The sequence below is a fragment of the Dyella humicola genome (genome assembly GCF_026283945.1).
Taxonomy (GTDB): Bacteria; Pseudomonadota; Gammaproteobacteria; order Xanthomonadales; family Rhodanobacteraceae; genus Dyella; species Dyella humicola.
Genome location: NZ_JAPDPC010000001.1, coordinates 1,174,496 through 1,199,252, shown reverse-complemented (window position 1 = coordinate 1,199,252; position 24,757 = coordinate 1,174,496). Strand labels below are relative to the sequence as shown.

Sequence of the window (24,757 nt, the reverse complement as noted above, 5' to 3'; positions counted from 1 at the left end):
CAATGAATCACACGTCGCTCCCACCCGCGCCCTCCATTTCGTTGCAGGCGCGCAATGTCAGCAAGTCATTCGCGTCGGGCGCTGTCCGCGCCACCGTGCTGCACGACCTCACCCTGGACATGCGCGCCGGAGAGCTGACCCTCATCTCCGGACCCTCCGGCTGTGGCAAGAGCACCCTGCTGGCCATTCTGAGTGGCCTGCAGGGCACGGACAGCGGCCATGTGATCGCGCTCGGTCAGGATCTGAGTGTGCTCGACAAGCGTGCACTCGAACGCTTCCGCCTGCATCACACCGGCTTCGTGTTCCAGGGCTTCAACCTGTTCCCCGCGCTCAACGCGCTGGAGCAGGTTGAGCTACCGCTAAGCTATCTCGGCATCACCCCTGTGGAAGCGCGCCGCCGTGCCAGGGCCTCGCTGGAAGAAGTGGGCCTGGGACCGCGCATGGGCCTGCGCCCATCCGAACTTTCCGGTGGCGAGAAGCAGCGCGTGGCGATTGCACGCGCGCTGGCCAAGGAGCCGGACCTGCTGTTCGCCGACGAACCCACCAGTGCGCTCGACTCCGCGAACGGTCAGATCATCATCGACATCCTGCATCGCATCGCGCGCACGCATGGCACCACGGTGTTGTGCGTCAGCCACGATCCTCGCCTGGTCGGCCATGCGGATCGCGTGCTGGGGATGGAGGATGGCCGTATCCTTAGCGACCGTGTGCCGTCACCCCTATCGACGCCTACGCCAGGCATCGAGGAACCTTCAGCATGAGTTTGCGTCTGTTTTCCCCGTTGCTTGCCTTGGCCGTTGCCACGTCGCTGCTTTGTGCCTGCTCGCACGACGACAGTGGCAAGGCCAGCACCCAGGCAGCCGCCCCCGCATTCGCGGCGGTAGCGCGCGGGCGCGTCGACATCGAAGGTGGCTTGCTCAGGCTCAGCATGCCGCGCGAGGGCGTGGTGGCCGATATCAAGGTGCATGAGGGTGATCACGTGCGTAAGGGCCAGGTGCTCGCCATGCTTGACACCAAGCCGGCCCAACTGGCGGTGAGCGCTGCCGAGGCCGAGCAGCAACAGGCAGTCGCGCTAGGCAAATTGCTCGAAGTACGCCTCAAGGCAGCCCAGCAACGCGCCGAACGCCTCGCGGCAGCCGCGGCAGCCGGCGCTGGCGATGGCCAAAGCGCCGATGACGCACGCGAAGCTGCACAACAGCTGCAGGGCGAGCTGGACGGCGCGCGCGCGAACGCAGCCATGGCCGCGCACAAGACCGAAGCCGCACGCTACGAACTGGCGCAACGCAGCCTGACCGCCCCGGTCGATGCTCAGATCGTTGAACGCCTGATCCAGCCCGGAGCCGCGGTGTCACCGCAAACCGGCCCCGCCTTTGTGCTGCTGCCCGAAGGAGCGCGCATCGTGCGCGCCGAGCTCAACGAATCCTTTGTCGGTACCGTGCATGAAGGCATGCGCGCCAAGGTCGTGGACGACAGCGGCAGCGGCGCTCCCACGTTGACGGCACGTGTACAGCGCGTAGGTACAGTATTCGGACCAAGTGCGCTGGAGGAGGATCCGCTGATCCGGGCAAATACTCGCACGGTGCAGTGCGTGCTCGTGTTCGACCAACCACCACCGGCCTCGCTGCGCATTGGGCAACGAGTCATCGTTCAGTTCGAAGGTGACGCCAGCCCCTCGGGCAAGTCCGGCTCCTGAAGCTCTGCCAGCTCCCGAGCGTGTTCATATGACTTCGTACGGACGCAAGCGCCCGATCGCTCTGGCATTCAAATCGCTGCTCGTCGCGCTGGCACTGATGATGGGCACGGCAACCAGCGCCCATGCGGATGACCCGTTGGAAGGCCCCACGATCCTGCTTGGCGCCGGCCTCCAGCGCATGCCCGCCTGGCCGGGCGCCAATCACCAGCAAAATCAGCCGGTCCCCTTCATCTATGCCGAGCTTCCTTGGCATATCACGCTGTCCACCACCGACGGCCTCACCGTGGACCTGATTCACGAAAGCCAATGGCACGGCGGCCTGTACGGCAACTATCAGTGGGGACGCGATCGTGATGAGCTCGGCCCCCAGCTCGAAGGCATCGTCGACTCGCTGCCGGCTCGGCTGAACCTAGGCGGCTATCTCGAATATCACTTCACCGTGCAGTTCGATGTGGGGACGACCGTGAGCCATGACACCAATGGCGCTGGCGCGTACTACACGTTGTATGCCGATTACGATCTTCCCGCCATCGGCTACCTGATGCACAACGTGGAAGTGCAGTGGCAGGGCATGAATGGCCCGGCCATGCGACGCTTTTTCGGGCTCACGCCGCAACAGGCGCAACAACTCGGCGTGGATCCATGGAGCCCGGGTTCCGGCAGTCAGCAGATTTCACTGGAATACAGCGCCTTCATGCCGACCAGCCTGCATACCGGCTTTGCCATCCTGATCGACTACACGCGCCTGCTCGACCAGGCAGCAGATAGCCCGCTGGTACGACACTTCGGCAATGCCAATCAGCTTACGACGACGCTGGCCTTCTCGTACCGCTTCTGAAATCGCCGCTATCGGCCAATCCGAACGAGCCCTTTAGTGGGTCCGCTGCAAGCGCAGCGAGACATTCCCTGAGCCAGGTTCAGCGATCGTCACGCGTCCAGATCTGTCCATCGACTTCGTGCACGGGGAAGCTCGCGATGGGCTCATAGGCGGGCGGGCACGTGACGGCTCCGGTACGCAGGTCGAAACGCGCGCCATGGCGCGGGCACTCCACTTCGAATCCGTGCACTTCGCCACCCGCGAGATCACCACCATCATGGCTGCAGACGTCCTCGATGGCGTAGAGATCGCCGTCGATGTTGTAGACGGCGATGGCGGTATCGCCATCCCACACCACTTTGAATTCGCCGGGCAGCAATTCGCTGCGCGTTCCCACGAAAATCCAGTTGGCGAGATTCATGCAGCCACCTCGTTCAGCGATTTGCTCATGCAGACGAAACGCAAGTCCTCACGACGCGGAATGCCGAAGCGTTCCTGGCCATAGGGAAACGGCTTGAATTCACCGGTAAGTCGATAGCCCCGACGCTCGTACCACGCGATCAACTCGGCGCGTTGTTCGATCACCGTCATGTGCATGAACGCGCCGTCCCACTCGTTGCGCACGAATCGCTCGGCCTCGCCCAACAACGCACGACCCAGGCCCGCCATCTGCAGCTCGGGGGTGACGGCGAACATACCGAAGTAACCTGCATTCCCCTGTCGTTCGATGTTGCAGCAGGCCAACAGCTCGCCCGCGCGCTCCGCGAGCAATACCACGCTGCCGGCGCGGGCAATCAGGTCGGCCACGCTTTCAGCGTCAGTTCGCCGGCCATCCAGCAAGTGGGTTTCGGTGGTCCAGCCGCGCTGGCCAGATTCACCGCGGTAGGCGGATTCGACCAGGTCAACGATGGCAGGCACGTCGGTGGCAACGGCCGTGCGATAAACAGGGGGGCGAGATGTAGGCATCCACTCATCATAAAGCCGATGACTGCCGATCGCACCGCACAATGACCTTCGACACTGTGCGCGGTCCCGCCGCGTTGCCTAGCCTGTCCGGTGGGGTCATGGCGGCCTCGGAATGCACCATCGTCGTCCGGATGCACCACGCGCATCCCATCACAGGAGAATCCATGAAGAACCGCATTGTGAAACCGCTGGCGCTCGCCGTTGGCATGGCCTTCTGTAGTGGCGTTTGGGCCGCACCGTCGGGCAGCTTCGATATCAAGGAGCTCGACAGCGCCAAGGACGTGTGCAACGACTTCAACGGCTTCGTCAATGCGAAATGGCTCGCCGCCAACCCCATCCCCGCCGACCGCACGCGCTGGGGCTCGTTCGACGCGCTGCGCGAGGCCAGCCTCAACGCCCAGCACACCATTGTCGAGAAGGCTGCCAGGGACGCCGCCAAGGCCAAGCCGGGTTCGATCGAACAAAAGATCGGCTACCTGTATGCGTCTGGCATGGACGAGGCTGCCATCGAAAAGGCCGGCTTCGAGCCGATCAAGCCGGAGCTGGCACGCATTGCCGGACTGAAGAACAGCAGCGATATCGCAGCCTATATCAGCGACAGCTACGCCCAGGGCAATCCCGTGGCATTCCGCTTCTACGGCAACCCTGACTTCAAGGATTCCAGCAAGCAGATCGCCTACGCTGGCCAGGGCGGACTGGGGCTCCCTACCGCCGATTACTACAGCAAGCCGGACTTCGAGAAAATCCGCACGGCCTATGTCGCACACATCGCGCGCACGCTGGAACTGACTGGCGTAAGCAGCGACGACGCGCAGAAGCAGGCCAAGGCCGTGATGGCGCTCGAGACCCGTCTGGCGGGTGCCTCCCTGGTGCCCACCGAACTGCGCCAGCCGGAGAACCGCTACCACTACGTCAGCATTGCCGATGCCAACAAGGTAACGCCGCACTTCGATTGGACGGCTTTCTTCAAAGCACAGAACGCTGATGTAACCAGCGGTTTCTCGTTGTCGCAGCCGAAGTTCTTCGCTGAGTTCGACAAGATGCTGGGCGACGTACCGGTCGCCGACTGGCAGGCGTATCTGCGCTTCCATGCCATCGACAACGCTGCGCCCTACCTGTCCACGCCGTTCCAGCAGGAAGACTTCGCCTTCAACGCGCAGACGCTCAACGGCCAGAAGGAAATGAAGTCGCGCTGGAAGCGCACGCTCGACACCGTCGAGGGCGGCATGGGCATGGCGCTGGGCCAGCTTTACGTCGCACAGACGTTCTCGCCGGAATCGAAGCAGCGCGCGCAGGAACTGGTCACCAATCTTCGTGCCTCCTACAAGGCGCGCATCGAGAAGCTGGAGTGGATGAGCGACGCCACCAAGCAGAAGGCGCTGGAGAAGTGGGCCACGTTCACGCCGAAGATCGGCTACCCCGACCAGTGGCGCGACTGGACCGGCCTGGAGATTCAGCAAGGCAACTACTTCGCCAACGTGCAGACCGCGGAGAAATTCAATTACGACTATATGGTGGCGAAGATCGGCAAGCCGGTCGACCGCACCGAATGGGGCATGACGCCACAAACGGTGAACGCGTACTACAACGCGCAGAAGAACGAAATCGTGTTCCCGGCGGCGATCCTGCAGCCGCCGTTCTTCGACGCGAAGGTGGATGACGCACTCAACTATGGTGGCATCGGCGCCGTCATCGGCCACGAAATGGGCCACGGCTACGACGACCAGGGCAGCAAGTTCGACGCCCAGGGCAACAATGTGAACTGGTGGACCGACGCCGACCGCGCCGCGTTCAACGAGCGCACCGACAGGCTTGCTGCGCAGTTCGACAGCTACGAGGCCTTGCCCGGCAAGTTCGTCAACGGCAAGTTGACCATGGGTGAGAACATCGGCGACCTGGGCGGCCTCAACGCCTCCTACGATGCGCTGCAGATGGCACTGGCCAAGAATCCCGCCGAAGCGAAGAAGAAGATCGACGGCTACACGCAGGAGCAGCGCTTCTTCCTTAACTGGGGTCGCGTTTGGCGTGGCAATATCCGGCCGGAAGCGCAGCTGACCCTGCTCAATACCGATCCGCATGCACCATCGCAGTTCCGCGCCATCGGTGCGCCGTCCAACATGCCCGCGTTCGCCCAGGCGTTCCAGTGCAAGGCCGGCGACAAGATGGTCCGCGCTGCCGATAGGCAGGTGAAGATCTGGTAACGACGGCTTCGTTGCTCAAAGAGTCAATCAAGGCGCCGTGGCTCAGCCACGGCGCTTTTTTTATCGGGACACCAGACGTTGCAATGCTGCGAAAGCGAGATCGATGTCGTCCCTGGTCGTCCGCCAATTGCAGATCGCGGCGCGCAGTATCGGCTCACCATGCAGTATCGAGGGAGACAGATAAGCGGTGCCATACTTGTGCATCGCCTTCTGCAACACGGCAATGGCCTGCGCATCAGCACTAACGGGAGCGAAGCAAACCACGTTGAGCCGCACCGGCGCCGCCAATCGGAACCGTGTATCGGCGGCAATCAACTCACCCAGGTAGCGTGCGGCCTCGCAGTTGCACTCCACCACATCCGCATACCCTTCGCGGCCATACGCCAGCAGACCCATCCACAACGGCAGCGCGCGGAAGCGACGCGAGTTCTCCGGCGTTAAATGAAGAAAGTGATCGGGCAACGGCTCCGGTGCCGGCAGATAGGCGGAGTGGTTCTGGAATACTTCGACCTGTAAAGGCAGATGCGCGGTGTAGGCCACGGCACAGTCGTAAGGCACATTGAGCCATTTGTGTGCATCGACCGTCACCGAGTCCGCCGCCTCGATGCCAGCCATCAAGGCACGGCGCGGCTCGGAGGCTCCCGCCACACCACCGAAGGCAGCATCCACATGCAGCCAGAAGCGATAGCGCTGCTTGAGCTTGGCGATCGCAGCCAGATCATCGAAATCCACGGTATTCACCGTGCCGGCGCTGGCCACCACGATGCTTGGCTGGTCGCCACGCTCGCGCAACCGCTGTTCAAGCGCGCCGACGTCGAATGCTTCGCGCCCCGGCAACTGCGGCAGTGTCTGCACGGCGTTACGGCCAAGGCCGGCCATGCTCAGTGCCTTTAGCGTGCTGGAGTGTGCACTTCCAGCAAACACCGGAATGGACGGCAATCCCTGCAGGCCGTCAGCGGCAATGTCGCGATCGTAGTGAAGACCGACCCATTGCCGGGCCAGCGCCATGCCGACATAGTTCGCCATGGTCGCCCCTGTCACGCAGGCGCCCGTCCATTCGGCGGGCCAGCCCAGCAACTGGCGAAGCATGTCGACTGCCTGCAGCTCGATGGTCGAAGCGCAGGTATCGCCATTGCGCTGCGTGTTCTGGTCATAGGTGCTTACCAACCAGTCGGCCGCCAACGATGCCGGCGTACCGCCACCCGTGACGAAGCCGAAATAGCGCGGACCCGGGCTCCCCGACAGCAACGCCGCGTAGTCACGCTCGAAGCGCCGCAGTACGGCACGCGCACCCTCGCCGCGCGCCGGCAATGCGATAGGCGGCAGCTCAGGCGGAAGCGTGGCAGCCGCGGGACGCTGATCAAGCGTCTCCAGATAGGCCCCGGCCATGGCACGGGCCTGATCAAGAATGGCATCGAAGCTTGAGAGATCATCCTTAAGGCGGTGGTGCATGGAACCTCCTTGGACCCATGGGTTGTCGCCATCACTGCACACATAGTGCCGACATTCAACACGGTATATCTGGCCAAGACGTCATCAGGCTTTCATGGTGGTCGCGTTCATCGCCGCTCGCGCGGGCGCTAACGTCGCGCCACGGAATGACTAAGCGTCCTCGGAGTGCACATGAAGTCCGCCATCCTTGCAACGCTCATGCTCATGCTTGCCGCCTGCACCTCACAGCAGGCACCGCCACCAGCCGCGCCACCCACACCCGGTATCGCGAGCTCAGCGCCAAGGCCACGCATCGGCATACCCAATCCGGCCTCGGTCAGTTGCACCGAACAGGGTGGGCGAGTCAACTTGCGCCGCGATGCTGCGGGCAATATCTACGGCGTTTGCCTGTTTCCCGATGGTCGCGAATGCGAGGAATGGGCACTGTTCCGTGACCATCAATGCGTCGCTCCGCCTAAGCCGGCGTCCGCATCGAGTCCAGCAAGACCCTGAGCGATATTTTGTTGCCAGGCAACACGTTGGTCGAAAGCGGCCAACCGGCCGCTCCAGCTGCCCCATTGCAACAAGGCCTTACATCAACAGCTTGCGCACCTTGAGCAGCGCGGTAACGAACGCGTCGATCTCTTCGCGGGTGTTGTAGAACGCAAGTGATGCGCGCAGCGTGGCGGGCACGTTGTAGAACTGCATCAGCGGATGCGCGCAATGATGGCCGGAGCGGACCGCGACGCCCTGAAGGTCGAGCAAGGTCGCGAGATCGGTCGCCTGCGCGCCTTCGATCAGGAACGAGATGACAGGCTCCTTTTCCTTCGCCTCGCCGAACAGGCGCAGGCCGGGAATCTCGCGCAGTCGTTCGGTAGCGTAGGCAAGCAACTGCTGCTCCCACGCATGAATGGCCTCGAAGCCGATCGATTCGTAATAGTCGATGGCAGCACCCAAGCCCACAAAGCCCGCGATATTCGGCGTACCGGCTTCGAACTTGTGCGGCGGCTCCGCAAACGTGGTGCCATCGAAGCGAACTTCGCGAATCATTTCGCCACCACCAAAGAACGGCGGCATCGCTTCGAGATATTCCTTGCGCGCCCACAAAGCGCCGGTGCCGGTGGGAGACAGCATTTTGTGGCCGGTGAAAGCGTAGAAATCGCAACCCAAGGCCTGCACGTCCACCGGGCGGTGCGGTACGGCCTGCGACCCATCGACCAGCAGTGGGATGCCCCGTTTGCGACATTCCCTGGCGATCTCGCGCACCGGATTCACCGTGCCCAACACGTTAGATACATGCGTGACGCAAGCCAGCTTCACTTCCGGCGTAAGCATCTCGAAGTATTTCTCGACGATCAACTCGCCGCGTTCGTCGATCGGCGCCGGCTTCACCGTCGCGCCGCTGCGCTGGGCGACCAGCTGCCAGGGAACGATATTGGCGTGATGCTCCATCACCGTAGTGAGGATCGCGTCACCCGCTTTCAGTCGCGGCAGCGCATAGCTATAGGCCACCAGATTCATCGACTGCGTGGTGCCGGAGGTGAGCACCAGCTCGTTACGCGAGGTGGCATTGATGAAGCGCGCCAGCTTGTCGCGCGCACCCTCATAGGCGGCGGTCGCTTCTTCGCCAAGCAGATGCACGGCACGCGACACGTTGGCATTGTGCTCGCGGTAATGATTGTTCACGGCCTCGATCACGCTCACCGGCTTCTGGCTGGTATTGGCGTTATCGAAATAGATCAGCGGCTTGTCGTGCACGGTGCGCGACAGCAAGGGGAAATCCGCACGAATGCGCTGCACGTCGAAAACCGTAGGGAGATGTTTGGACTGTGCGTTCATCGTGGTCGTTTCGCCTTGTCGCGCGCGGTGATGCATCGATCATCGCGGGCCGTAGGTGTGACTCAAGCAGACGGCAGGTGCGCCATCAGCTGGTGGTAAAGGTGATCGCGAAGGCTCTCTTCGGGCAGCGATTCGAATACCGCCCGGCAGAACGCTGCCGTAAGCATGGAGCGGGCCTCGGTCAACGGAATGCCGCGCGAACGCAAGTAGAACAGCGAACGCTCGTCGAGCTGGCCGACGGTTGCGCCATGCGCCGCCTTCACTTCGTCCGCGTAGATTTCCAGCTCGGGCTTGGTGTCGATCTCGGCCTGAGAGGAAAGCAGTAGGTTCTTGCTGCTAAGGCTGGCATCACTGCCGTCGGCACCCCGGGCAACCACGATCGCACCGCGGAACACCCCACGCGCACGCCCGTCAGCCACTCCGCGCCACACCGACTCCGACGCCGTATTGAGCGCCTGGTGACGGATGGCCATCTGCGTATCGATATGCTGGCGGCCCTGCAGCACGAAGACGCCGCGCGTTTGCAGGCGGGACTGATCGCCCACCAGCGTCGCGTGGAGATCATGCCGAACCAGCGAGCCGCCCAGCTCCAACACGTACAGCATGGCCTGCGCCTGAGTATCCAGTTGCACGCTGTTGTGGCGCACCAGGGTGCTGCCCTCGGCGGCGTTCTGCAGTGTGACGTGACGCAACTGCGCCCCCTTGCGCAGCACGACATCCATCACCTGCGTGCCCAAGTGCTGATGGGCACCCGTCGCCATGTGATGTTCGACCACGGAAAGCTCGGCACCCTCACCCAGTTCGATCACATGCCTGACATGCCAGGCAAGATCGCCTTCGGCGGGCGCACCCACAAACACCAGCTGCACGGGTTGCGCGAACTTCGCGCCAGCAGCGACTTGCAGCACCACGCCATCGCCAGCGAGGGCCGCATTGAGGCGTGCGAACACATCACCGCCTTCGCGGTAATGCCGCGACAGCGCGAAGCGCAGCGGCTCGGCGTCACCCTGCAAGGCCTGCGAGAGCGGCTGCAGGCTCAGCCCGGCTGGAAGAGCATGGATACGGGAAAGGTCCGCACGGAATACGCCATTGACGAAAACCAACGCGGGCCCGTCCATACCCGGCAGCGCGAGCGCAGCAGGATCGATGTCGCGCGTGGCTGCAAGTGCATCGCCGGGTGCAAAGCGTCGCTGCCCCAATGCGCGCAGCGCCGTGTATTTCCAGGCCTCCATCCGCGTATCCGGCAAGCCGGCCGCGGCGAAGGCTTGGAGATTCTCGCGGCGCGCGGCATCCAGCCAGCCGATGTTACTGCCGGGCAAGCGCGCCTGCGCCGCCGCTTCCAGCAGCGACTCGACGAAAGGCATGCGTTGCGGCTCGCTCATGCGGACGCCCCCGTCAGCGCGGGATCCTTCTCGGTGACCCAGGCATAGCCGTGCTCTTCCAGCTTGAGCGCCAGCGTCTTGTCACCGCTTTCCACGATGCGGCCATCGGCCAGCACATGCACGAAGTCCGGCTCGATATAGTCGAGCAGGCGCTGGTAATGCGTGATGATCAGGAAACCACGCTCGGACGAACGCAGCGCATTCACGCCTTGCGCGACCTGCTTGAGCGCGTCGATATCCAGGCCCGAATCGGTCTCGTCGAGGATCGCCAGCTTCGGTTCCAACACGGCCATCTGGAAGATCTCGTTGCGCTTCTTCTCGCCGCCAGAGAAACCCTCGTTCACCGCGCGATGCAGCAACTCATCGGAGATCTGCATGATCTTGAGCTTCTCGCGCACCAGCTTCAGGAACTGCATGGAATCCAGTTCCTTCTCGCCGCGCTGCTTGCGCTGCGCATTGAGCGCGGCGCGCAAGAAATACGTGTTGTTCACCCCGGGAATTTCCACCGGATACTGGAACGCCAGGAACACACCGGCGGCGGCACGCTCTTCGGGCTCCATGGCAAGCAGATCGACGCCGTTGAAGCTCACCGAGCCCTCGGTCACTTCGTAACCGTCGCGCCCCGAAAGCACGTTGCCCAGCGTGGATTTTCCAGCACCGTTCGGCCCCATGATCGCGTGCACCTCGCCCGGGTTCACGGTAAGCGTGAGTCCCTTGAGGATGTCCTTGCCCTCGACGCGGGCGTGCAGGTTTTCGATCTTCAGCATGGCAGATTCTTCAGTTAGCGGCCCGCAGGCACGGCACGATCAATAGTTGGAGTCGATTCGATACAGAGGGTGACACCGCGCCACAGGGCTGCGGATGCCGGGTGGAGCGGATCATCCCACCGCACCTTCCAGCGATACTTCCAGCAGCTTCTTCGCTTCCACCGCGAACTCCATCGGCAGTTCGCGGAACACCTGCTTGCAGAAGCCATCGACGATCATCGATACGGCGTCTTCCTCGCCGATGCCGCGGCTACGGCAATAGAACAGCTGGTCGTCGGAAATCTTGGAGGTGGTGGCTTCGTGCTCGACGATGGCCGTGGGATTCTTCACTTCCATATAGGGGAAGGTGTGGGCGCCGCATTTCTTGCCGATCAGCAGCGAGTCGCACTGGGTGTAGTTGCGCGCGCCTTCGGCGCCCTTCTCCACCTTCACCAGGCCACGATAGCTGTTGCTGCTGCGGCCGGCGCTGATGCCCTTGGAGATGATCTTGGACTTGGTGCCCTTGCCGATATGGATCATCTTGGTGCCGGTATCGGCCTGCTGATGATGATGGGTGAGTGCCACCGAGTAGAACTCGCCCACCGAACGATCGCCGCGCAGCACACAGCTGGGGTACTTCCAGGTAATCGCCGAACCGGTTTCGACCTGGGTCCAGGAAATCTTGGAGTCATCACCGCGGCAATCGCCGCGCTTGGTCACGAAGTTGTAGATGCCGCCGACGCCGTTCTCGTCGCCCGGATACCAGTTCTGCACCGTCGAATACTTGATCTGCGCCTTCTCCAGCGCGACCAGTTCCACCACGGCGGCGTGCAGCTGGTTCTCGTCGCGCATCGGCGCGGTGCAGCCTTCGAGGTAGGACACGTAGGCGCCATCTTCCGCGACGATCAAGGTGCGCTCGAACTGTCCCGTGTTGATCGCGTTGATGCGGAAGTAGGTGCTCAGCTCCATCGGGCAACGCACGCCCTTGGGGATGAACACGAACGAGCCATCGGAGAACACCGCCGAGTTCAAGGCCGCGAAATAGTTGTCGCCGGTCGGCACCACGCTGCCCAGGTACTGCTGCACCAGCTCGCCGTGCTCGCGGATCGCCTCGCTCATCGAGCAGAAGATCACGCCGGCTTCGGCCAGCTCCTTGCGGAAGGTGGTACCCACGGAGACCGAGTCGAACACGGCATCCACCGCCACACCGGCTAGCCTGGCGCGCTCGTGCAACGGCACGCCGAGCTTCTCGTAGGTTTCCAGCAGCTTCGGATCGACTTCGTCCAGCGACTTCGGGCCCTCCTTGGGCGCGGCGTAGTAGCTGATCGCCTGATAGTCGATCGGACTGAGATTGAGCTTGGCCCAGTCCGGCGTCGGCATGGTGAGCCAGTGGCGGTACGCCTTGAGGCGCCACTCGGTCATCCACTCCGGCTCCTGCTTGAGCGCGGACAGCTGGCGGATGATGTCTTCGGACAAGCCGGGCGGCAGGCTGTCGGTTTCGATGTCCGTGACGAAGCCGGCCTCGTAGCGACGGCCCAGCGCCTCGGCAACTTCAGCGTTGTCGCGAAGCGTGGTGGAGGTGTCGCTGCGTTCGGAGGTTTCGGTGGTCATGGTCGTCTTCGTGTCGTCGTGGGCGGTCGAGGGAAGATCAGGTGTCATCCGATCAGGTTCGCGTCGATACGACGACTAGGTGGTTTGAGCATGTCGGACAGGCTGACGGCGCGCAGGGCGTTATCCACGACGCTATTCACGTGCTGCCAATTGGTACGCACGCCGCATAGCGATTCGCGGTCGCACTGGCCGACGGCGACGCTGCATTCGGTCATGCCGATGGGGCCTTCAAGCGCTTCGACAATCTGCGCCAGGGTGATCTCCCCGGCCGGTCGCGCCAGCCGGTAGCCGCCGTTGACGCCACGGAAGGATTCCACCAGCCCGGCATGGCCAAGCAGCTTCAGCAGCTTGCTCACGGTGGGCAGCTCCAGGCGCGTCTCATCAGCGATCTGCGCCGTGCTGAGCACGTCGTCAGGATGGGCGGCGATGCAGGTCATCACCACCGTGGCGTAATCGGTGAGGCGGCTGACGCGAAGCATAGGGAAGCGGCCAGGACTGCTCGAATCGGGACCAAAATGGTACTGATTAACGCCGTGCCAGTCAAACCAGGGCGCTGCACCAAAAGCGGGCTTAGTGGTGCTGCGCCGCCCCGTTTTTGGGCAATGCAGAGCCATGGCTTTACCGCAACCTGGCCAATACCTCTCCGTCATCCCGGCGAAAGCTGGGATCCAGTGCCTCTGCAACCCTTTGAAGACACTGCATTCTAGCTTTCGCCGGGATGACGGAGAGGCAGTTGGTGATCGACATCGCAGCACACGAACCCTCCTGGCACGCATCGTGCTGCACTGCCACATATCTACGGCATGGGGAGCTCTGGGGATGAAGTGGATTACGGCCATCATCAAACCGTTCACGCTGGACGATGTTCGCCAGGCGTTGACCGAGGTGGGTGTGACGGGGATGACCGTCACAGAGGTCAAGGGGTTTGGCCGGCAGCACGGGCACACCGAGCTCTATCGCGGCGCCGAGTACGTGGTGGACTTTCTTCCCAAGCTCAAGCTTGAGGTGGCGGTGGCTGATGAACAGCTCGAACACGCCATCGAAGCGATCAGCAGCACTGCGCGCACCGGCAAGATCGGCGATGGCAAGATTTTTGTCAGCGAGCTGGAACAAGCCATCCGCATTCGCACGCAGGAGGTCGACGTCGATGCGCTTTGATGCAAAAGCTCTGAAGCGACGCGTGACGCTTGGCCTGATCGCCCTGGCCGCCTCGGCACCCGCGTGGGCACAGGCAGCCGCCCCCTCGCATATCGACAGCGGCGACACGGCATGGATGCTCACCGCCACGGCCCTGGTGCTGTTGATGACCATCCCCGGGCTGGCGCTGTTCTACGGCGGCATGGTGCGCTCCAAGAACCTGCTGTCCATTCTGATGCAGTGCTTTGCCATCACCGCCGTGGTGTCGGTGCTGTGGATGCTTTATGGCTATTCGCTCGCCTTCAGCACCGAAGGCATGCAAGCAGGCGTCACCAATCTGCATTCGTTTATTGGCGGGCTGGACCGCGTGTTCCTCGCCGGGCTCAAGCCGGATTCGCGCTACCAAACGGTGCCGGAAAGCGTGTTCGTGATGTTCCAGCTGACTTTCGCGATCATCACGCCGGCACTGATCATCGGCGCCTTCGCCGAACGCATGAAGTTCAGTGCGCTGCTGTGGTTCAGCGGACTCTGGCTCACCATCGTCTATCTGCCGGTGGCGCATATGGTGTGGAGTGGACCGGGCTCCCTGCTGGGCGACTTGGGCGTGCTCGACTTTGCCGGCGGCACGGTGGTGCATATCAACGCCGGTATCGCCGGCCTGATCGCCTGCCTGGTGATCGGCAAGCGCCGTGGCTACCCCCATGTGCCGATGCCGCCGCATAACCTCGGCTACACCGTGGTGGGGGCCAGCCTGCTATGGCTGGGCTGGTTCGGCTTCAACGCGGGCTCGGCCGTTGCCGCCAACGGTAGCGCCGGCATGGCCATGCTGGTCACCCAGATCGCCACCGCCGCTGCCGCTCTTGGCTGGTTGGGGGCAGAGTGGATCGCGCACGGGCGCCCCAGCGTGCTGGGCATTGTTTCCGGCGCGGTGGCGGGCCTGGTCGCCGTAACGCCCGCCGCAGGCACGGCCGGCCCTGGGGGCGGCCTGGTACTTGGCTTGCTCGCCGGCGTCATCTGCTTCTTCAGCGCCACCCGCCTGAAGCACAGGCTCGGCTACGACGACTCACTTGATGTATTTGGCGTGCACGCGGTGGCCGGCATCGTCGGCGCCTTGCTCACCGGCCCTTTGGCGTCGCCGAAGCTTGGCGGTTTCGGCAACGTCGAATCGCTGGGGGGGCAGTTGTGGATCCAGGCCAAGGGCGTGGGCTTCACCGTGATTTGGAGCGCCGTACTCAGCCTGCTCATTCTCAAGCTGATCGACTGGACACTGGGCCTGCGCGTGGATGAGGAGCAGGAACAGATCGGCCTGGATTTGGCGCTGCACGAAGAGAAGGCCTACAACCTGTCGTGATCGCTGCTCCCTCTCCCCAACGGGGAGAGGAAGCTAAAGCCGCGAGCCGTTAAGCTTTGCGCATCGTCACTAGCAGCACACCATGACCACCGCTCCCGATCGCGCCGCCGCCCGCCTGGCCTGGACCCGCTCCACGCTCGGCGACGCCGCGCTCACCCTCGAACCCGCCTCCTCCGACGCCAGCTTCCGCAGCTATTGGCGCACGCACCATGCCGGCTCCAGCTGGATCGTGATGGACTCGCCGCCCGCGCAGGAAGATCCGCGCCCGTGGCTGGCCATGAACGCGCGTCTCGCTGCCGCCGGCCTGCATGTACCGGCGGTGCATGCGCATGACCTGGAGCAGGGCTTCCTGCTGATCGAGGATCTCGGCACGCGCCTGTACCTGCCGGCATTGAACGAAGACAGCGCGGACCAACTCTACGGCGATGCCATGGATGCACTGCTGCGCATGCAGTCGCGCATGGACTACAGCGACCTGCCACCGTTCGACCATGCCCTGCTCGTGCGCGGACTGGAAGTCATGCCGGAGTGGTTTCTCGGCCGCCATCTCGGCCACACGCCGGATTGCGACGAATGGGACGTACTGGAAGCCGCTTTTGATGTGGTGATACGCAACGCGCTGCAACAGCCCCGCTGCTTCGTGCACCGCGACTTCCATAGCCGCAACCTGCTGATCGTCCACGACAACAATCCCGGCATCATCGACTTCCAGGGCGCCCTGGCCGGCCCCATCACCTACGACCTCGCCTCCCTGCTGCGCGACGCCTATATCACCTGGCCGCGCGAACGCATCGAGGGCTGGGTGGAGTCCTATCGGCGACGACTCGTGGATGCGGGGTTGATCGGCAAGGACATCGACTGCGCGCACTTCCTGCGCTGGTTCGATCTCACCGGTCTGCACCGCCATATCCGGGTCCTCGGGCAGTTCTATCGGCTGTGGTATCGCGACGGCAAGCCGGGCTATCTGGCCGACGTGCCACGGGTTTATCACTACGTGGTATCGGTGGCGCGCAGCTATCCGGAATTGGCGGACTTCGTCGCCCTGCTCGAGCGCCATGCGCAAGGACGCGATCTCACCCAGGTAGCCGCCGCATGAGGCACGCACTGATCTTTGCGGCCGGCCTGGGCGAGCGCATGCGCCCGCTCACTGACCACACTCCCAAGCCCTTGCTGCCGGTCGGCGGCAAACCACTGATCGTGTGGCATCTGGAAAAGCTCGCCGCCATCGACGTGCATTACGTAGTGATCAACACCTCGCACCTGGCCGAACAGTTCCCCGACACGCTGGGCGATGGCTCGCGCTGGGGCCTCCGCATCCGATACGCCTATGAAGGGCCAACGCCGCTGGAAACCGGTGGCGGCATGCTTAACGCTCTCGGCCTGCTCGGCCCGGAGCCGTTCATCGTGATCAATGGCGATGTCTGGACCGATGCCGATTTCGCTGCGCTGCCCTCCGAACCCCGCGGTCTCGCGCACCTGCTGATGGTGGATAACCCGGCGCAACATCCGCACGGTGATTTCCGGCTGGACGATGAAGGCCTGCTGCACGATGACGACGCGCCGCCGCGCCTGACCTATAGCGGCTTGGGCGTTTTCCGGCGCGAATTACTCGACGATTGGCGCGAGGTGATCGGTCACACCGCCGATCTAGACGCGCAGCCACCCGCGTTCAAACTGAAACCGCTGCTGCTGCGCGCCATGGCCCAGGAAAAACTGAGCGGCAGCCACCATCGCGGCGCCTGGACCGACGTCGGTACGCCGCAGCGGCTGAACGAGTTGGACGCCCGCCTGCGCTCCGCCAGCTGAGCGAAAGGTCGGCGACGCAAAATCCTGTCGACTGGATGCCTGCGGTCGCCGCCGGTATCCTAAACCACCCGGTTCAGTAGAGCGCCGGAGCGGCGCCACGGACAGCCCCAGTCGGTCGCGCCAAAGACTCCAGCCTGCCGAGCCTGCCCGCCCCAAGCAAGGTGTATTCAAAGATGTCCGAACTGTGGTCCCACTGGGTCAGCTGGTTTGCCGAGCATGGCGTGCTCCCCGTACTGCAGTTCCTGCATCTGCAAGACCTCGCCGGCAATGCGAACGACATCTCGGGCGCGCTGCTGGTCGCCACGCTCCAGCTTTGCATCATCGGCTTCATCTTCCGCCCGCTCGAAAGCCTGATGCCGGCGGAAAAATGGACCGACCGCAAGCTCACCCGGGCGGATTTCCAGTACACGTTGATGATGCTGATCGGCATCTTCCCCGTCTTCAGCTACCTGGTGCTCTCGCCGATCGCCAATTTCTTCGGCGGCCCCGACACCGGTCCCAGCGACCCCAGCGCCTCGCCGCTGGCGCTCACCCATTGGGTACCCGTGCTCAAGGCGCATCCGCTGCTGCTGTTCTTCTGTTACTACCTCGTCTACGACTTCGTCTACTACTGGATGCATCGCATGCAACACGCGCTGCCGTGGTGGTGGGCCTTGCACAGCCTGCATCACAGCACGCGCCAGATGAGCTGCTGGACCAACGACCGCGGCAGCCCGATCGACGGCTTCCTGCAGTCGATGATTCTCGCCGTGGTCGGCATCGTGATCGGCGTGGAGCCGGAGCAATTTGCCTGGCTGGTGCTGGTGGGCGAACTGGTGCAAAACCTCTCGCACACGAACGTGCGTCTCGGCTTCGGCCCGGTATTCGATCGCGTGTTCGTGGCGCCCAAGTTCCACCGCCTGCACCACATGCTGGTCGATCCGACCCGACCGAAGCTGCACAACTGCAACTTCGGCCAGGTGTTCTCGATCTGGGACGTGCTGTTCGGCACCGCGCTGTACGGCGAACCGCCCCGTCCCACCGGCGTGGGCGACCCGATGGTCGACGACGACAACAACCACAATCTGATCGGGTTGCACTGGAACGGCATCAAGCGCTTCTGGGGCGCCGTGCGTCGGCCGGCCGGCTGGAAACTGGGCGAAGTGGCCTTCGGCCCCGACTACCGGCCGATCCCGGTCGACCAACTCGACCTGCATGCACTGGGGCATCACGTGTTGCAGCCGGCCCATGCTTCACACGAAGCGGAAAGCACCAGCTCGGCGGTTCGCGAAAGCACCGAAACGGCCTGACCCCGGATCACCGGCAGCCCCTGTTCTCGCCCTGGGAAAGATCACCTTGGCAGGGACATGGGCGGCGTGCCTTTTCGCGGCGTCGAACCCGCTCGGTAAACATGACCCGGGTGGTTGAGGCTGGCGGCGCAAGGCCGTTGGCGCATGCGCCCCGCGTCGTCATGGCTGTCCCGAACGCATCTCAATGACCCTAATGGGCGGGCCACGGGGCTTGAACGTCGTTCGGTGCGGCCCATCGGCGACCTACACCAGACCTTCACATTTCGAATGTAGGAATGGACCTAGCATGCCCCTTGCCGCTGGCTGCCCATCGCCTCCAGCCGAACAGCTGCCAGCGGCACAGACGCAAACCAGTATCACCGTGAGGCGTATGTGCCCCCTTGTTCGGGCAGAGCGCGTGGCCAGACCAACGGGGGTTCTATGGATACAAAAGTGCGGGACACGGCAGGGCATGATCAGCGGCACGCCGACGGTAGCGCCCCCCCTTCACCGAATGCCTTGCCGGCGGTCTGCGACGTTTCGGTCACCAACGTATGCAACGCAGCCTGCGACTTCTGTGGCTTCTCGCGCGACAAGAAGCTGGCAGGGCCGCGACGTTATCTTGCGCCGGACGAATTTGAGCGGGCATTACCGATCTTGCGCAAACGTCGCATTCGCTACATGACGTTTCAGGGCGGCGAGCCCCTGGTTCATCCACAGATCGAATCACTCGTCGCCTCGGCCACCAAGGCCGGCATGCAATGCGGCCTGATCACCAACGGCTGGTTCCTTTCCCGGCACATTGACCAGTTGGCGGCTGCGGGCCTGAAGCGCCTGCTCGTTTCGATCGATAGCGCCAACATGGGCGAGCATGAGCACAATCGCGGCCTGCAGGGTCTGGAGGCGCGTATTGCAGACGGCATTGCGCGGGCGCGCAGCTTCGGCATCCCGGTCTGCGCCTCGGTCACCGTAAGCCGCCTGGTCAATTACGACTTGCTGCCGGAGACACTCACGCGGCTTGGCTTCGATTCCGTCTCGTTCTCTTACCCAAGGCGCGAGGCGTTCGGCTCCTCGTCGCTCGTCTACGATGAAACGTCGACGCTGGTCGACCTGAGCGCTGAAGAAATTCTCGACGCGTTGAACAAAATCGCGCGCATGAAAAAGCGCTTTCGCGTAATGGATCCAAAAGCCGCGCTGGCCGAGGTCGCCCGCTTCGTGCGCGGCGAACAGCAACTGATTCCCTGCGTCGGTGGCAGCAAGTATTTCTATCTCGACTGGAACCTCGATATCTGGCGCTGCGAGGCCTGGTCAGAGCCCATGGGTTCAGTCTTCGACCTCGATCGCTTTCCCGATCAACGCGAGCCCTGCAACGCCTGCATGATGTCCTGCTACCGGCATGCGAGCGTGCTGATGCACGGCGCCATGGCCCTGGCCGACTCGGCCCAGGCCCTGGGCCGGGGCGACTTCCGCTCAGCCGTCAGTTCGCTGTTCCAGCGCGGCGTCGCGACTTCGCTATGGGCGCTTTCGAGTGAGGAGTTGCCAAGCATGAGTGCCAACGCCCTCACGAAGCGACGCGCCGCGTTCCGTGCACCGTCGAAAGGCGAATTAAAGCCGGATCATCCTTGACCTGCCCTCAAGGAATGCGGTGATCCAAAAAGTAGAGAGATCCGGCGACACCTGATTTGACTAATAGACAGGTAAGTACAATCAGGTTGGCGAGACAAAAAAACGGCCCGGGAAACCCGGGCCGTTTTTTTTACAGAGTCGCGTGGCGCTTATGGGCGACGCGCGAGTTCCGGGTTTTCCTTGGTCCTGGGCATCAGGTCCTGTTTGGAGACGCCGAGCCATAGCAGGATCGGGCTGGCGACGAAGATCGAGGACAGCGTGCCGACCAGGATGCCGATCAGCATGGTGATGGCGAAGTTGTGCACCACCGGACCACCGATGAAATACAGCGCGGCCATGGTGATACCGGTGAACAGTGAGGTGATGATGGTTCGCGACAGCGTGCTGTTGATCGAGCGGTTGAGGATCTCTTCCGGCTCGGCCTTGCGCGAGGAACGGAACAGTTCGCGCACGCGGTCGAACACCACCACCTTGTCGTTGATCGAGTAACCGATCACCGCCAGCACCGAGGCAAGCACGGTCAGGTCGAATTCGCGCTGCACCAGGGCGAAGATACCTACAGTGATCAAGGCGTCGTGGAACTCGGTGAGGATGGCGGCCACGGCGAAGCGCCACTCGAAGCGAATGCCCAGGTAAACACCGATACCGAGCATGACTACGAGAGCGGCGATGATGCCGTCGCCACGCAGTTCCTCACCTACTTGCGAACCTACGTAGTCACGGCTCTTCACCGTGGCATCCGGACGAGCTGCCGTAAGCGCAGCGGTAGCCACGCTGGCCACCTTGTCCAGGTTGACCTTGCCGGCTTCATCCATCATTGCGGCGGTCGGCTGGAAGCGCACCGAGACTTCACGCGTACCGCCAAGACTGGCGACCAGCGAATGCTCGATACCGCCCTTGTCGAGCGCCGCCTGCACCTCGGCCGTGGTGACCGGCTGCTGGTAATCGACTACCAGCGCGACACCACCGGTGAAGTCGAGGCCGTAGTTGAGCCCCTTCCCCACGATGAGTCCGATGGAGGCGATCATCAGCAGGATGGCGATGCCGATGCTGAACTTCCGCATGCCGAGGAAGTTGATATTGCTGTTGTGGTTGAAGATTTCCATGTGTGCCTGTTCCTCTTCAGACCGACAGCGTCTTGAGCTTGCGGTGGCCGTGGATGAGCGCAGTGATCGCGTGCGTCACGGTGACCGAGGTGAACATCGAGGTCAGGATACCGATCAGCAAGGTCACGCCGAAGCCCTTGATCGGGCCGGAACCCATCGTGGTCAGTGCAAGCGCGGCGATAAGATGGGTGACGTTGGCGTCGAGAATGGTGGACCACGCCTTCTCATAGCCAGCGCGGATTGACGCATGCGGCGTGGAGCCGTTGCGTAACTCCTCGCGTATGCGCTCGCAGATCAGCACGTTCGCGTCGATGGCCATACCCAGGGTGAGCACAATACCGGCGACGCCCGGCATGGTCAGCGTGACGCCGATGGCCGACATCACCGCCACCAGGATCACCAGGTTAAAGAACAGCGCGATATCCGCCACCAGGCCGAACAGCTTGTAGTAAATCGCCGCAGCGAGCAGCACCAGGGCCAGACCGATCATCACGGCCTTGAAGCCCTTCTGGATGTTGTCCTGGCCGAGGCTGGCGCCGATCACGCGCTCTTCGACGATGTCGACCGGCGCGGCCAGCGAGCCACCCTTCAACAGCAGGGCCAGTTCGGATGCTTCCTTCGGGCTGCGCAGGCCGGTGGTCTGGAAGTTCTTGCCGAACACGCCCTGGATGGTGGCGTAGTTGATCACCTCTTCGGTGATCTTCGGCGTGCGAACTTCCTTGCCGTCCACGATCTTGGTGTCGACCACACGCTCCACATAGACCACGCCCATCGGCTTGCCGACGTTGCTGGTGGTGAAGTCCAGCATCTTCTTGGCGCCCGCCGCGTTCAGCGTCACCGACACCGCCGGGCTGCCGCTCTGCTGGTCGAACGTCGACGAAGCGTCCGCCAGCTGGTCGCCGGTGACGATGACGTTCTTGCTCAGCAGGTAAGGCTGGCCCTCGTGATTCTTGTAAAGACGCGCGTCCGGCGGAATGATGCCGCTACGCACGGCGTCGATGGCCTGTTGCGGTGTACCAAAACCAGCCCGATATTCCAGCGTGGCGGTAGCACCGATCAGCTTCTTGGCCTCGGCCGTGTCCTGCACGCCGGCCAGCTCAACGACGATGCGGCTCTCGCCCTGCTGCTGGATGATCGGTTCGGACACGCCCAGCACATTGATACGGTTGCGCAACGTACCCAGGTTCTGGCGGATGGTATTGAGCGACAGCTCGCGCAACTTGTCAGGACGCACCACGGCGTTGAGCACGAAGCGGTCGCCGGTCACCGGGCCGTCCTGCACGGTCAGGTCGGGGTATTCGGCCGCGATGGCGTTCGTGGCGGCCGTGCGGTCCTCGGCGGACTTCAGCACGATGGACACGCCCTGGCCGCGCACGGCATTGCGGGTCACCGATTCGTAACGGATGTTCTTTTCGCGCAGCAGGCTGCGGATGTCATCGGCGTGGCGGGTTTCCTGCTTGTCGATCACGTCGTTCTGATCGACCTGCATCAGGAAGTGCACGCCGCCCTGCAGGTCCAGGCCCAGCGGCATCGGCTTGGCACCGATCGCGGTAAGCCAGCCCGGTACGGTGGACTTGAGGTTGAACGCGACGGTGAAGTCGTCGCCCAGGGCCGACTTGATGACGTCCGCGGCGGTCCGCTGCACGTCGCCGTTGATGAAGCTCGCCAGCAGATGGTCGCCCTTGACCTCGATACTCGTGGTGGCGATGTTCTGCTGCTTCAGGGCATCACTGACCTTCTGCTCGAGCGCCTGGTCGACCGTGCCGTTGCGGTTCGCCGTGATCTGCACGGCAGGCACCGGCAGGAAGGCGTTCGGCAGCGCATAAACAATACCGAGCACCAATACGATGGCGACCAGCGCATATTTCCAGCGTGGAAAATCACTCATGCCTTGAATCCGTCAAAGCCGCGGCGCGAAGGGCCACGGCGGTAGCTATGCGTCATGTTGTGGCCGGCGCCCCTCGCCCCGGCCCGTCCCTCAGGACAACTTCAGCGTGCCCTTGGGCAGCACTTGCTGCACAGCGCCCTTCTGCAGCTTGATCTTCACATTCGGTGCGATTTCGACCGTGATGAAGCTCTCACCCACCTCTTCCACGCGGCCGGCAATGCCTCCATTGGTGACCACTTCGTCACCCTTGGACAGGGCCGACACCATGTTGCGGTGTTCCTTCTGGCGCTTCATCTGCGGACGGATCATCAGGAAATAGAAGACCACGAACAACAGAATCAGCGGCAGGAACGTCATCAGCGGATTCGCGGCCGGACCGGCACCGGCAGCCGGAGCAGCCTGAGCGATCACGAAGGACATCGGAAGATTCATCAGCTCGTCTCGCAAGTAGCGGTACCAACAGGGATTTCTGTCAGCACCTGATAAAAGATCGTGGATTATGCCACGCGCCCCTGGACCCTGCATGCGCCGCAAGGCCCTCCCGCCACTGGTTCTGGCGGCGGGGAGCACGATTTCCAAGTGCTCGACCGTGAGCAGGCCATGAAGGTTCCTCCCCCTACCGTCATTCCGGCGGCTCTTAACAGCCGAATGGCTGGTCAAGCCGGAATGACGACCTAGGCGGCGACGCCCCCCTGGCGGCGGGCATAGAACTCCGCAACAAAGTCATCCAACCGGCCCTCGGCAATCGCGTCGCGCAACCCGGCCATCAACCGCTGGTAATGCCGCAGGTTGTGCATGGTGGCCAGCTGGCTGCCGAGGATCTCGTTGCAGCGGTCGAGATGCCGCAGGTAGGCTCGGCTGAAACCGTTGCTGCAGGCGTAGCAGTCGCAGCCCTCCTCGATCACCCGAGTGTCCTGGGCGTACTTGGCGTTGCGGATGCGCAAGGTGCCCTCGGCGACGAACAGGAAACCGTTGCGGGCATTGCGGGTCGGCATCACGCAGTCGAACATGTCGATGCCGCGACGCACCGCTTCCACGATATCCTCCGGCCGCCCCACGCCCATCAGGTAGCGCGGCTTGTCCTGCGGCAGCAGGGGCACGGTGAAGTCGAGTGTGTGATTGCGCTCCGCCTCCGGCTCGCCCACGGCGAGGCCGCCCACCGCGTAGCCGTCAAAGCCGATATGGACCAGGCCCTCGGCGGAACGGCGGCGCAGGTTCTCATACACGCTGCCCTGCACGATGCCGAACAAGGCATTCGGATTGTTCTGGTCGTCGAATGCCCGTCGCGAACGCTCGGCCCAGCGCAGGCTCAGGTCCATCGACGTGGCTGCCACCTTCTCCGTGGCCGGATAGGGCGTGCACTCGTCGAAGATCATCGCGATATCCGAATCCAGCACCTTCTGGATCCGCATCGACTCCTCCGGCGACAGGAACACCTTGGAACCGTCGACCGGCGAAGCAAACGCCACGCCCTCCTCGGTGATCTTGCGCTTGTGCGCCAGCGAGAACACCTGGAAGCCGCCCGAGTCGGTGAGGATCGGCTTGTCCCAGCCGATAAACTTGTGCAGGCCACCAAACTGCTCCACGACCTCCAGACCCGGCCGCAGAAACAGGTGAAAGGTGTTGCCCAGGATGATCTCGGCGCCGACTTCACGGATGTCCCGCGGCGTCATCGCCTTCACCGAGCCATACGTGCCCACCGGCATGAACGCCGGTGTCTCCACCGTGCCGCGCTCAAACGTAAGACGGCCGCGACGAGCCGCACCGTCGGTGGCCTGAAGTTCGAAAGTCATGGAAGTCATTCGGGGGATTATCGCGTGTTTGGGGGGGGCGTGCTTTAGGGGGCTCCGGACGCTGCTTGGCGTTGCCTGCGGTGGGGAGACGGTTAG

The 24,757-nt window shown here is 63.1% G+C and carries 23 protein-coding genes; 11 read left to right on the top strand and 12 right to left on the bottom strand.

Annotated elements, in window-relative coordinates; genetic code table 11:
- Nucleotides 1–2 precede the first annotated feature (2 nt).
- The 3 genes from OUZ30_RS05185 to OUZ30_RS05175 are packed head-to-tail and all read left to right on the top strand — an operon-like array spanning nucleotide 3 to nucleotide 2,531.
- Entirely contained in the window at nucleotides 3–761 is a 759-nt protein-coding gene (locus OUZ30_RS05185) for an ABC transporter ATP-binding protein (protein ID WP_266181124.1), read from the top strand.
- A complete protein-coding gene (locus tag OUZ30_RS05180; protein ID WP_266181122.1) occupies nucleotides 758–1,693 on the top strand; it encodes an efflux RND transporter periplasmic adaptor subunit in 936 nt (311 codons plus the stop codon). Before OUZ30_RS05185 ends, OUZ30_RS05180 begins: the two co-directional genes overlap by 4 nt.
- Before the next feature lie 28 nt (nucleotides 1,694–1,721).
- A complete protein-coding gene (locus tag OUZ30_RS05175) occupies nucleotides 1,722–2,531 on the top strand; it encodes a MipA/OmpV family protein (protein ID WP_266181121.1) in 810 nt (269 codons plus the stop codon).
- Between the two features lie 79 nt (nucleotides 2,532–2,610).
- On the opposite strand, the gene OUZ30_RS05170 is transcribed toward OUZ30_RS05175, so the two are convergent.
- Nucleotides 2,611–2,931 (bottom strand): non-heme iron oxygenase ferredoxin subunit, encoded by a 321-nt coding sequence (locus OUZ30_RS05170; RefSeq protein ID WP_266181120.1) that lies wholly within the window; start codon nucleotides 2,929–2,931, stop codon nucleotides 2,611–2,613.
- A complete protein-coding gene (locus tag OUZ30_RS05165; protein ID WP_266181118.1) occupies nucleotides 2,928–3,476 on the bottom strand; it encodes a GNAT family N-acetyltransferase in 549 nt (182 codons plus the stop codon). Before OUZ30_RS05165 ends, OUZ30_RS05170 begins: the two co-directional genes overlap by 4 nt.
- Before the next feature lie 164 nt (nucleotides 3,477–3,640).
- Here OUZ30_RS05165 and OUZ30_RS05160 point away from each other — a divergent pair, with 164 nt between their 5' ends.
- Nucleotides 3,641–5,677 carry a M13 family metallopeptidase gene (locus tag OUZ30_RS05160; protein WP_266181117.1) on the top strand — a complete coding sequence of 679 codons (2,037 nt, stop codon included), beginning with the start codon at nucleotides 3,641–3,643 and terminating at the stop codon, nucleotides 5,675–5,677.
- 60 nt (nucleotides 5,678–5,737) lie between these two features.
- On the opposite strand, the gene OUZ30_RS05155 is transcribed toward OUZ30_RS05160, so the two are convergent.
- Entirely contained in the window at nucleotides 5,738–7,129 is a 1,392-nt protein-coding gene (locus tag OUZ30_RS05155) for a pyridoxal phosphate-dependent decarboxylase family protein (protein ID WP_266181116.1), read from the bottom strand.
- Between the two features lie 171 nt (nucleotides 7,130–7,300).
- Here OUZ30_RS05155 and OUZ30_RS05150 point away from each other — a divergent pair, with 171 nt between their 5' ends.
- Entirely contained in the window at nucleotides 7,301–7,621 is a 321-nt protein-coding gene (locus OUZ30_RS05150; protein WP_266181115.1) for a putative hemolysin, read from the top strand.
- A gap of 78 nt (nucleotides 7,622–7,699) precedes the next feature.
- Here the strand turns inward: OUZ30_RS05150 and OUZ30_RS05145 are convergent, their stop codons facing one another.
- The 5 genes from OUZ30_RS05145 to OUZ30_RS05125 all read right to left on the bottom strand — a co-directional run bounded on the left by OUZ30_RS05145 (nucleotide 7,700) and on the right by OUZ30_RS05125 (nucleotide 13,165).
- A complete protein-coding gene (locus tag OUZ30_RS05145; protein ID WP_266181114.1) occupies nucleotides 7,700–8,947 on the bottom strand; it encodes a cysteine desulfurase in 1,248 nt (415 codons plus the stop codon).
- A gap of 62 nt (nucleotides 8,948–9,009) precedes the next feature.
- Nucleotides 9,010–10,329, bottom strand: coding sequence for a Fe-S cluster assembly protein SufD (gene sufD, locus OUZ30_RS05140; RefSeq protein WP_266181113.1), 1,320 nt, complete (start codon nucleotides 10,327–10,329; stop codon nucleotides 9,010–9,012).
- On the bottom strand, nucleotides 10,326–11,096 hold the full coding sequence (gene sufC, locus OUZ30_RS05135) for a Fe-S cluster assembly ATPase SufC (protein ID WP_266181112.1): 771 nt from the start codon (nucleotides 11,094–11,096) through the stop codon (nucleotides 10,326–10,328). Before sufC ends, sufD begins: the two co-directional genes overlap by 4 nt.
- Before the next feature lie 111 nt (nucleotides 11,097–11,207).
- The gene (sufB, locus tag OUZ30_RS05130) at nucleotides 11,208–12,686 is read right to left on the bottom strand and encodes a Fe-S cluster assembly protein SufB (protein ID WP_266181111.1); all 1,479 of its coding nucleotides are present in this window, start codon (nucleotides 12,684–12,686) and stop codon (nucleotides 11,208–11,210) included.
- Between the two features lie 44 nt (nucleotides 12,687–12,730).
- A complete protein-coding gene (locus OUZ30_RS05125) occupies nucleotides 12,731–13,165 on the bottom strand; it encodes an SUF system Fe-S cluster assembly regulator (protein ID WP_266181110.1) in 435 nt (144 codons plus the stop codon).
- 340 nt (nucleotides 13,166–13,505) lie between these two features.
- Between OUZ30_RS05125 and OUZ30_RS05120 the strand changes: the two genes are divergently transcribed.
- From OUZ30_RS05120 to OUZ30_RS05095, 6 genes are all read left to right on the top strand, one after another.
- Nucleotides 13,506–13,844 (top strand): P-II family nitrogen regulator, encoded by a 339-nt coding sequence (locus tag OUZ30_RS05120; RefSeq protein ID WP_266181109.1) that lies wholly within the window; start codon nucleotides 13,506–13,508, stop codon nucleotides 13,842–13,844.
- The gene (locus OUZ30_RS05115; RefSeq protein ID WP_266181108.1) at nucleotides 13,834–15,174 is read left to right on the top strand and encodes an ammonium transporter; all 1,341 of its coding nucleotides are present in this window, start codon (nucleotides 13,834–13,836) and stop codon (nucleotides 15,172–15,174) included. The genes OUZ30_RS05120 and OUZ30_RS05115 overlap by 11 nt, the downstream gene beginning before the upstream one ends.
- Nucleotides 15,175–15,256: 82 nt before the next feature.
- Entirely contained in the window at nucleotides 15,257–16,270 is a 1,014-nt protein-coding gene (locus OUZ30_RS05110; protein ID WP_266181107.1) for an aminoglycoside phosphotransferase family protein, read from the top strand.
- Nucleotides 16,267–16,980, top strand: coding sequence for an N-acetylmuramate alpha-1-phosphate uridylyltransferase MurU (gene murU, locus OUZ30_RS05105; protein ID WP_266181106.1), 714 nt, complete (start codon nucleotides 16,267–16,269; stop codon nucleotides 16,978–16,980). Before OUZ30_RS05110 ends, murU begins: the two co-directional genes overlap by 4 nt.
- A 173-nt stretch (nucleotides 16,981–17,153) precedes the next feature.
- Nucleotides 17,154–18,269 carry a sterol desaturase family protein gene (locus tag OUZ30_RS05100; protein WP_266181105.1) on the top strand — a complete coding sequence of 372 codons (1,116 nt, stop codon included), beginning with the start codon at nucleotides 17,154–17,156 and terminating at the stop codon, nucleotides 18,267–18,269.
- A gap of 420 nt (nucleotides 18,270–18,689) precedes the next feature.
- Nucleotides 18,690–19,874, top strand: a complete 1,185-nt coding sequence (locus tag OUZ30_RS05095; RefSeq protein WP_266181104.1) for a radical SAM protein — start codon at nucleotides 18,690–18,692, stop codon at nucleotides 19,872–19,874.
- 149 nt (nucleotides 19,875–20,023) lie between these two features.
- On the opposite strand, the gene secF is transcribed toward OUZ30_RS05095, so the two are convergent.
- From secF to tgt, 4 genes are all read right to left on the bottom strand, one after another.
- Nucleotides 20,024–20,980 (bottom strand): protein translocase subunit SecF, encoded by a 957-nt coding sequence (gene secF / locus OUZ30_RS05090; RefSeq protein ID WP_266181102.1) that lies wholly within the window; start codon nucleotides 20,978–20,980, stop codon nucleotides 20,024–20,026.
- A gap of 16 nt (nucleotides 20,981–20,996) precedes the next feature.
- Nucleotides 20,997–22,868, bottom strand: coding sequence for a protein translocase subunit SecD (secD, locus tag OUZ30_RS05085; protein ID WP_266181101.1), 1,872 nt, complete (start codon nucleotides 22,866–22,868; stop codon nucleotides 20,997–20,999).
- Nucleotides 22,869–22,958: 90 nt separating this feature from the next.
- Complete coding sequence (yajC, locus tag OUZ30_RS05080; RefSeq protein WP_266181100.1) at nucleotides 22,959–23,300, bottom strand: preprotein translocase subunit YajC; 342 nt, start codon at nucleotides 23,298–23,300, stop codon at nucleotides 22,959–22,961.
- 242 nt (nucleotides 23,301–23,542) lie between these two features.
- Nucleotides 23,543–24,670: a tRNA guanosine(34) transglycosylase Tgt gene (gene tgt, locus OUZ30_RS05075; protein ID WP_266181098.1), complete on the bottom strand. Its 1,128-nt coding sequence runs from the start codon at nucleotides 24,668–24,670 to the stop codon at nucleotides 23,543–23,545.
- Nucleotides 24,671–24,757 lie beyond the last annotated feature (87 nt).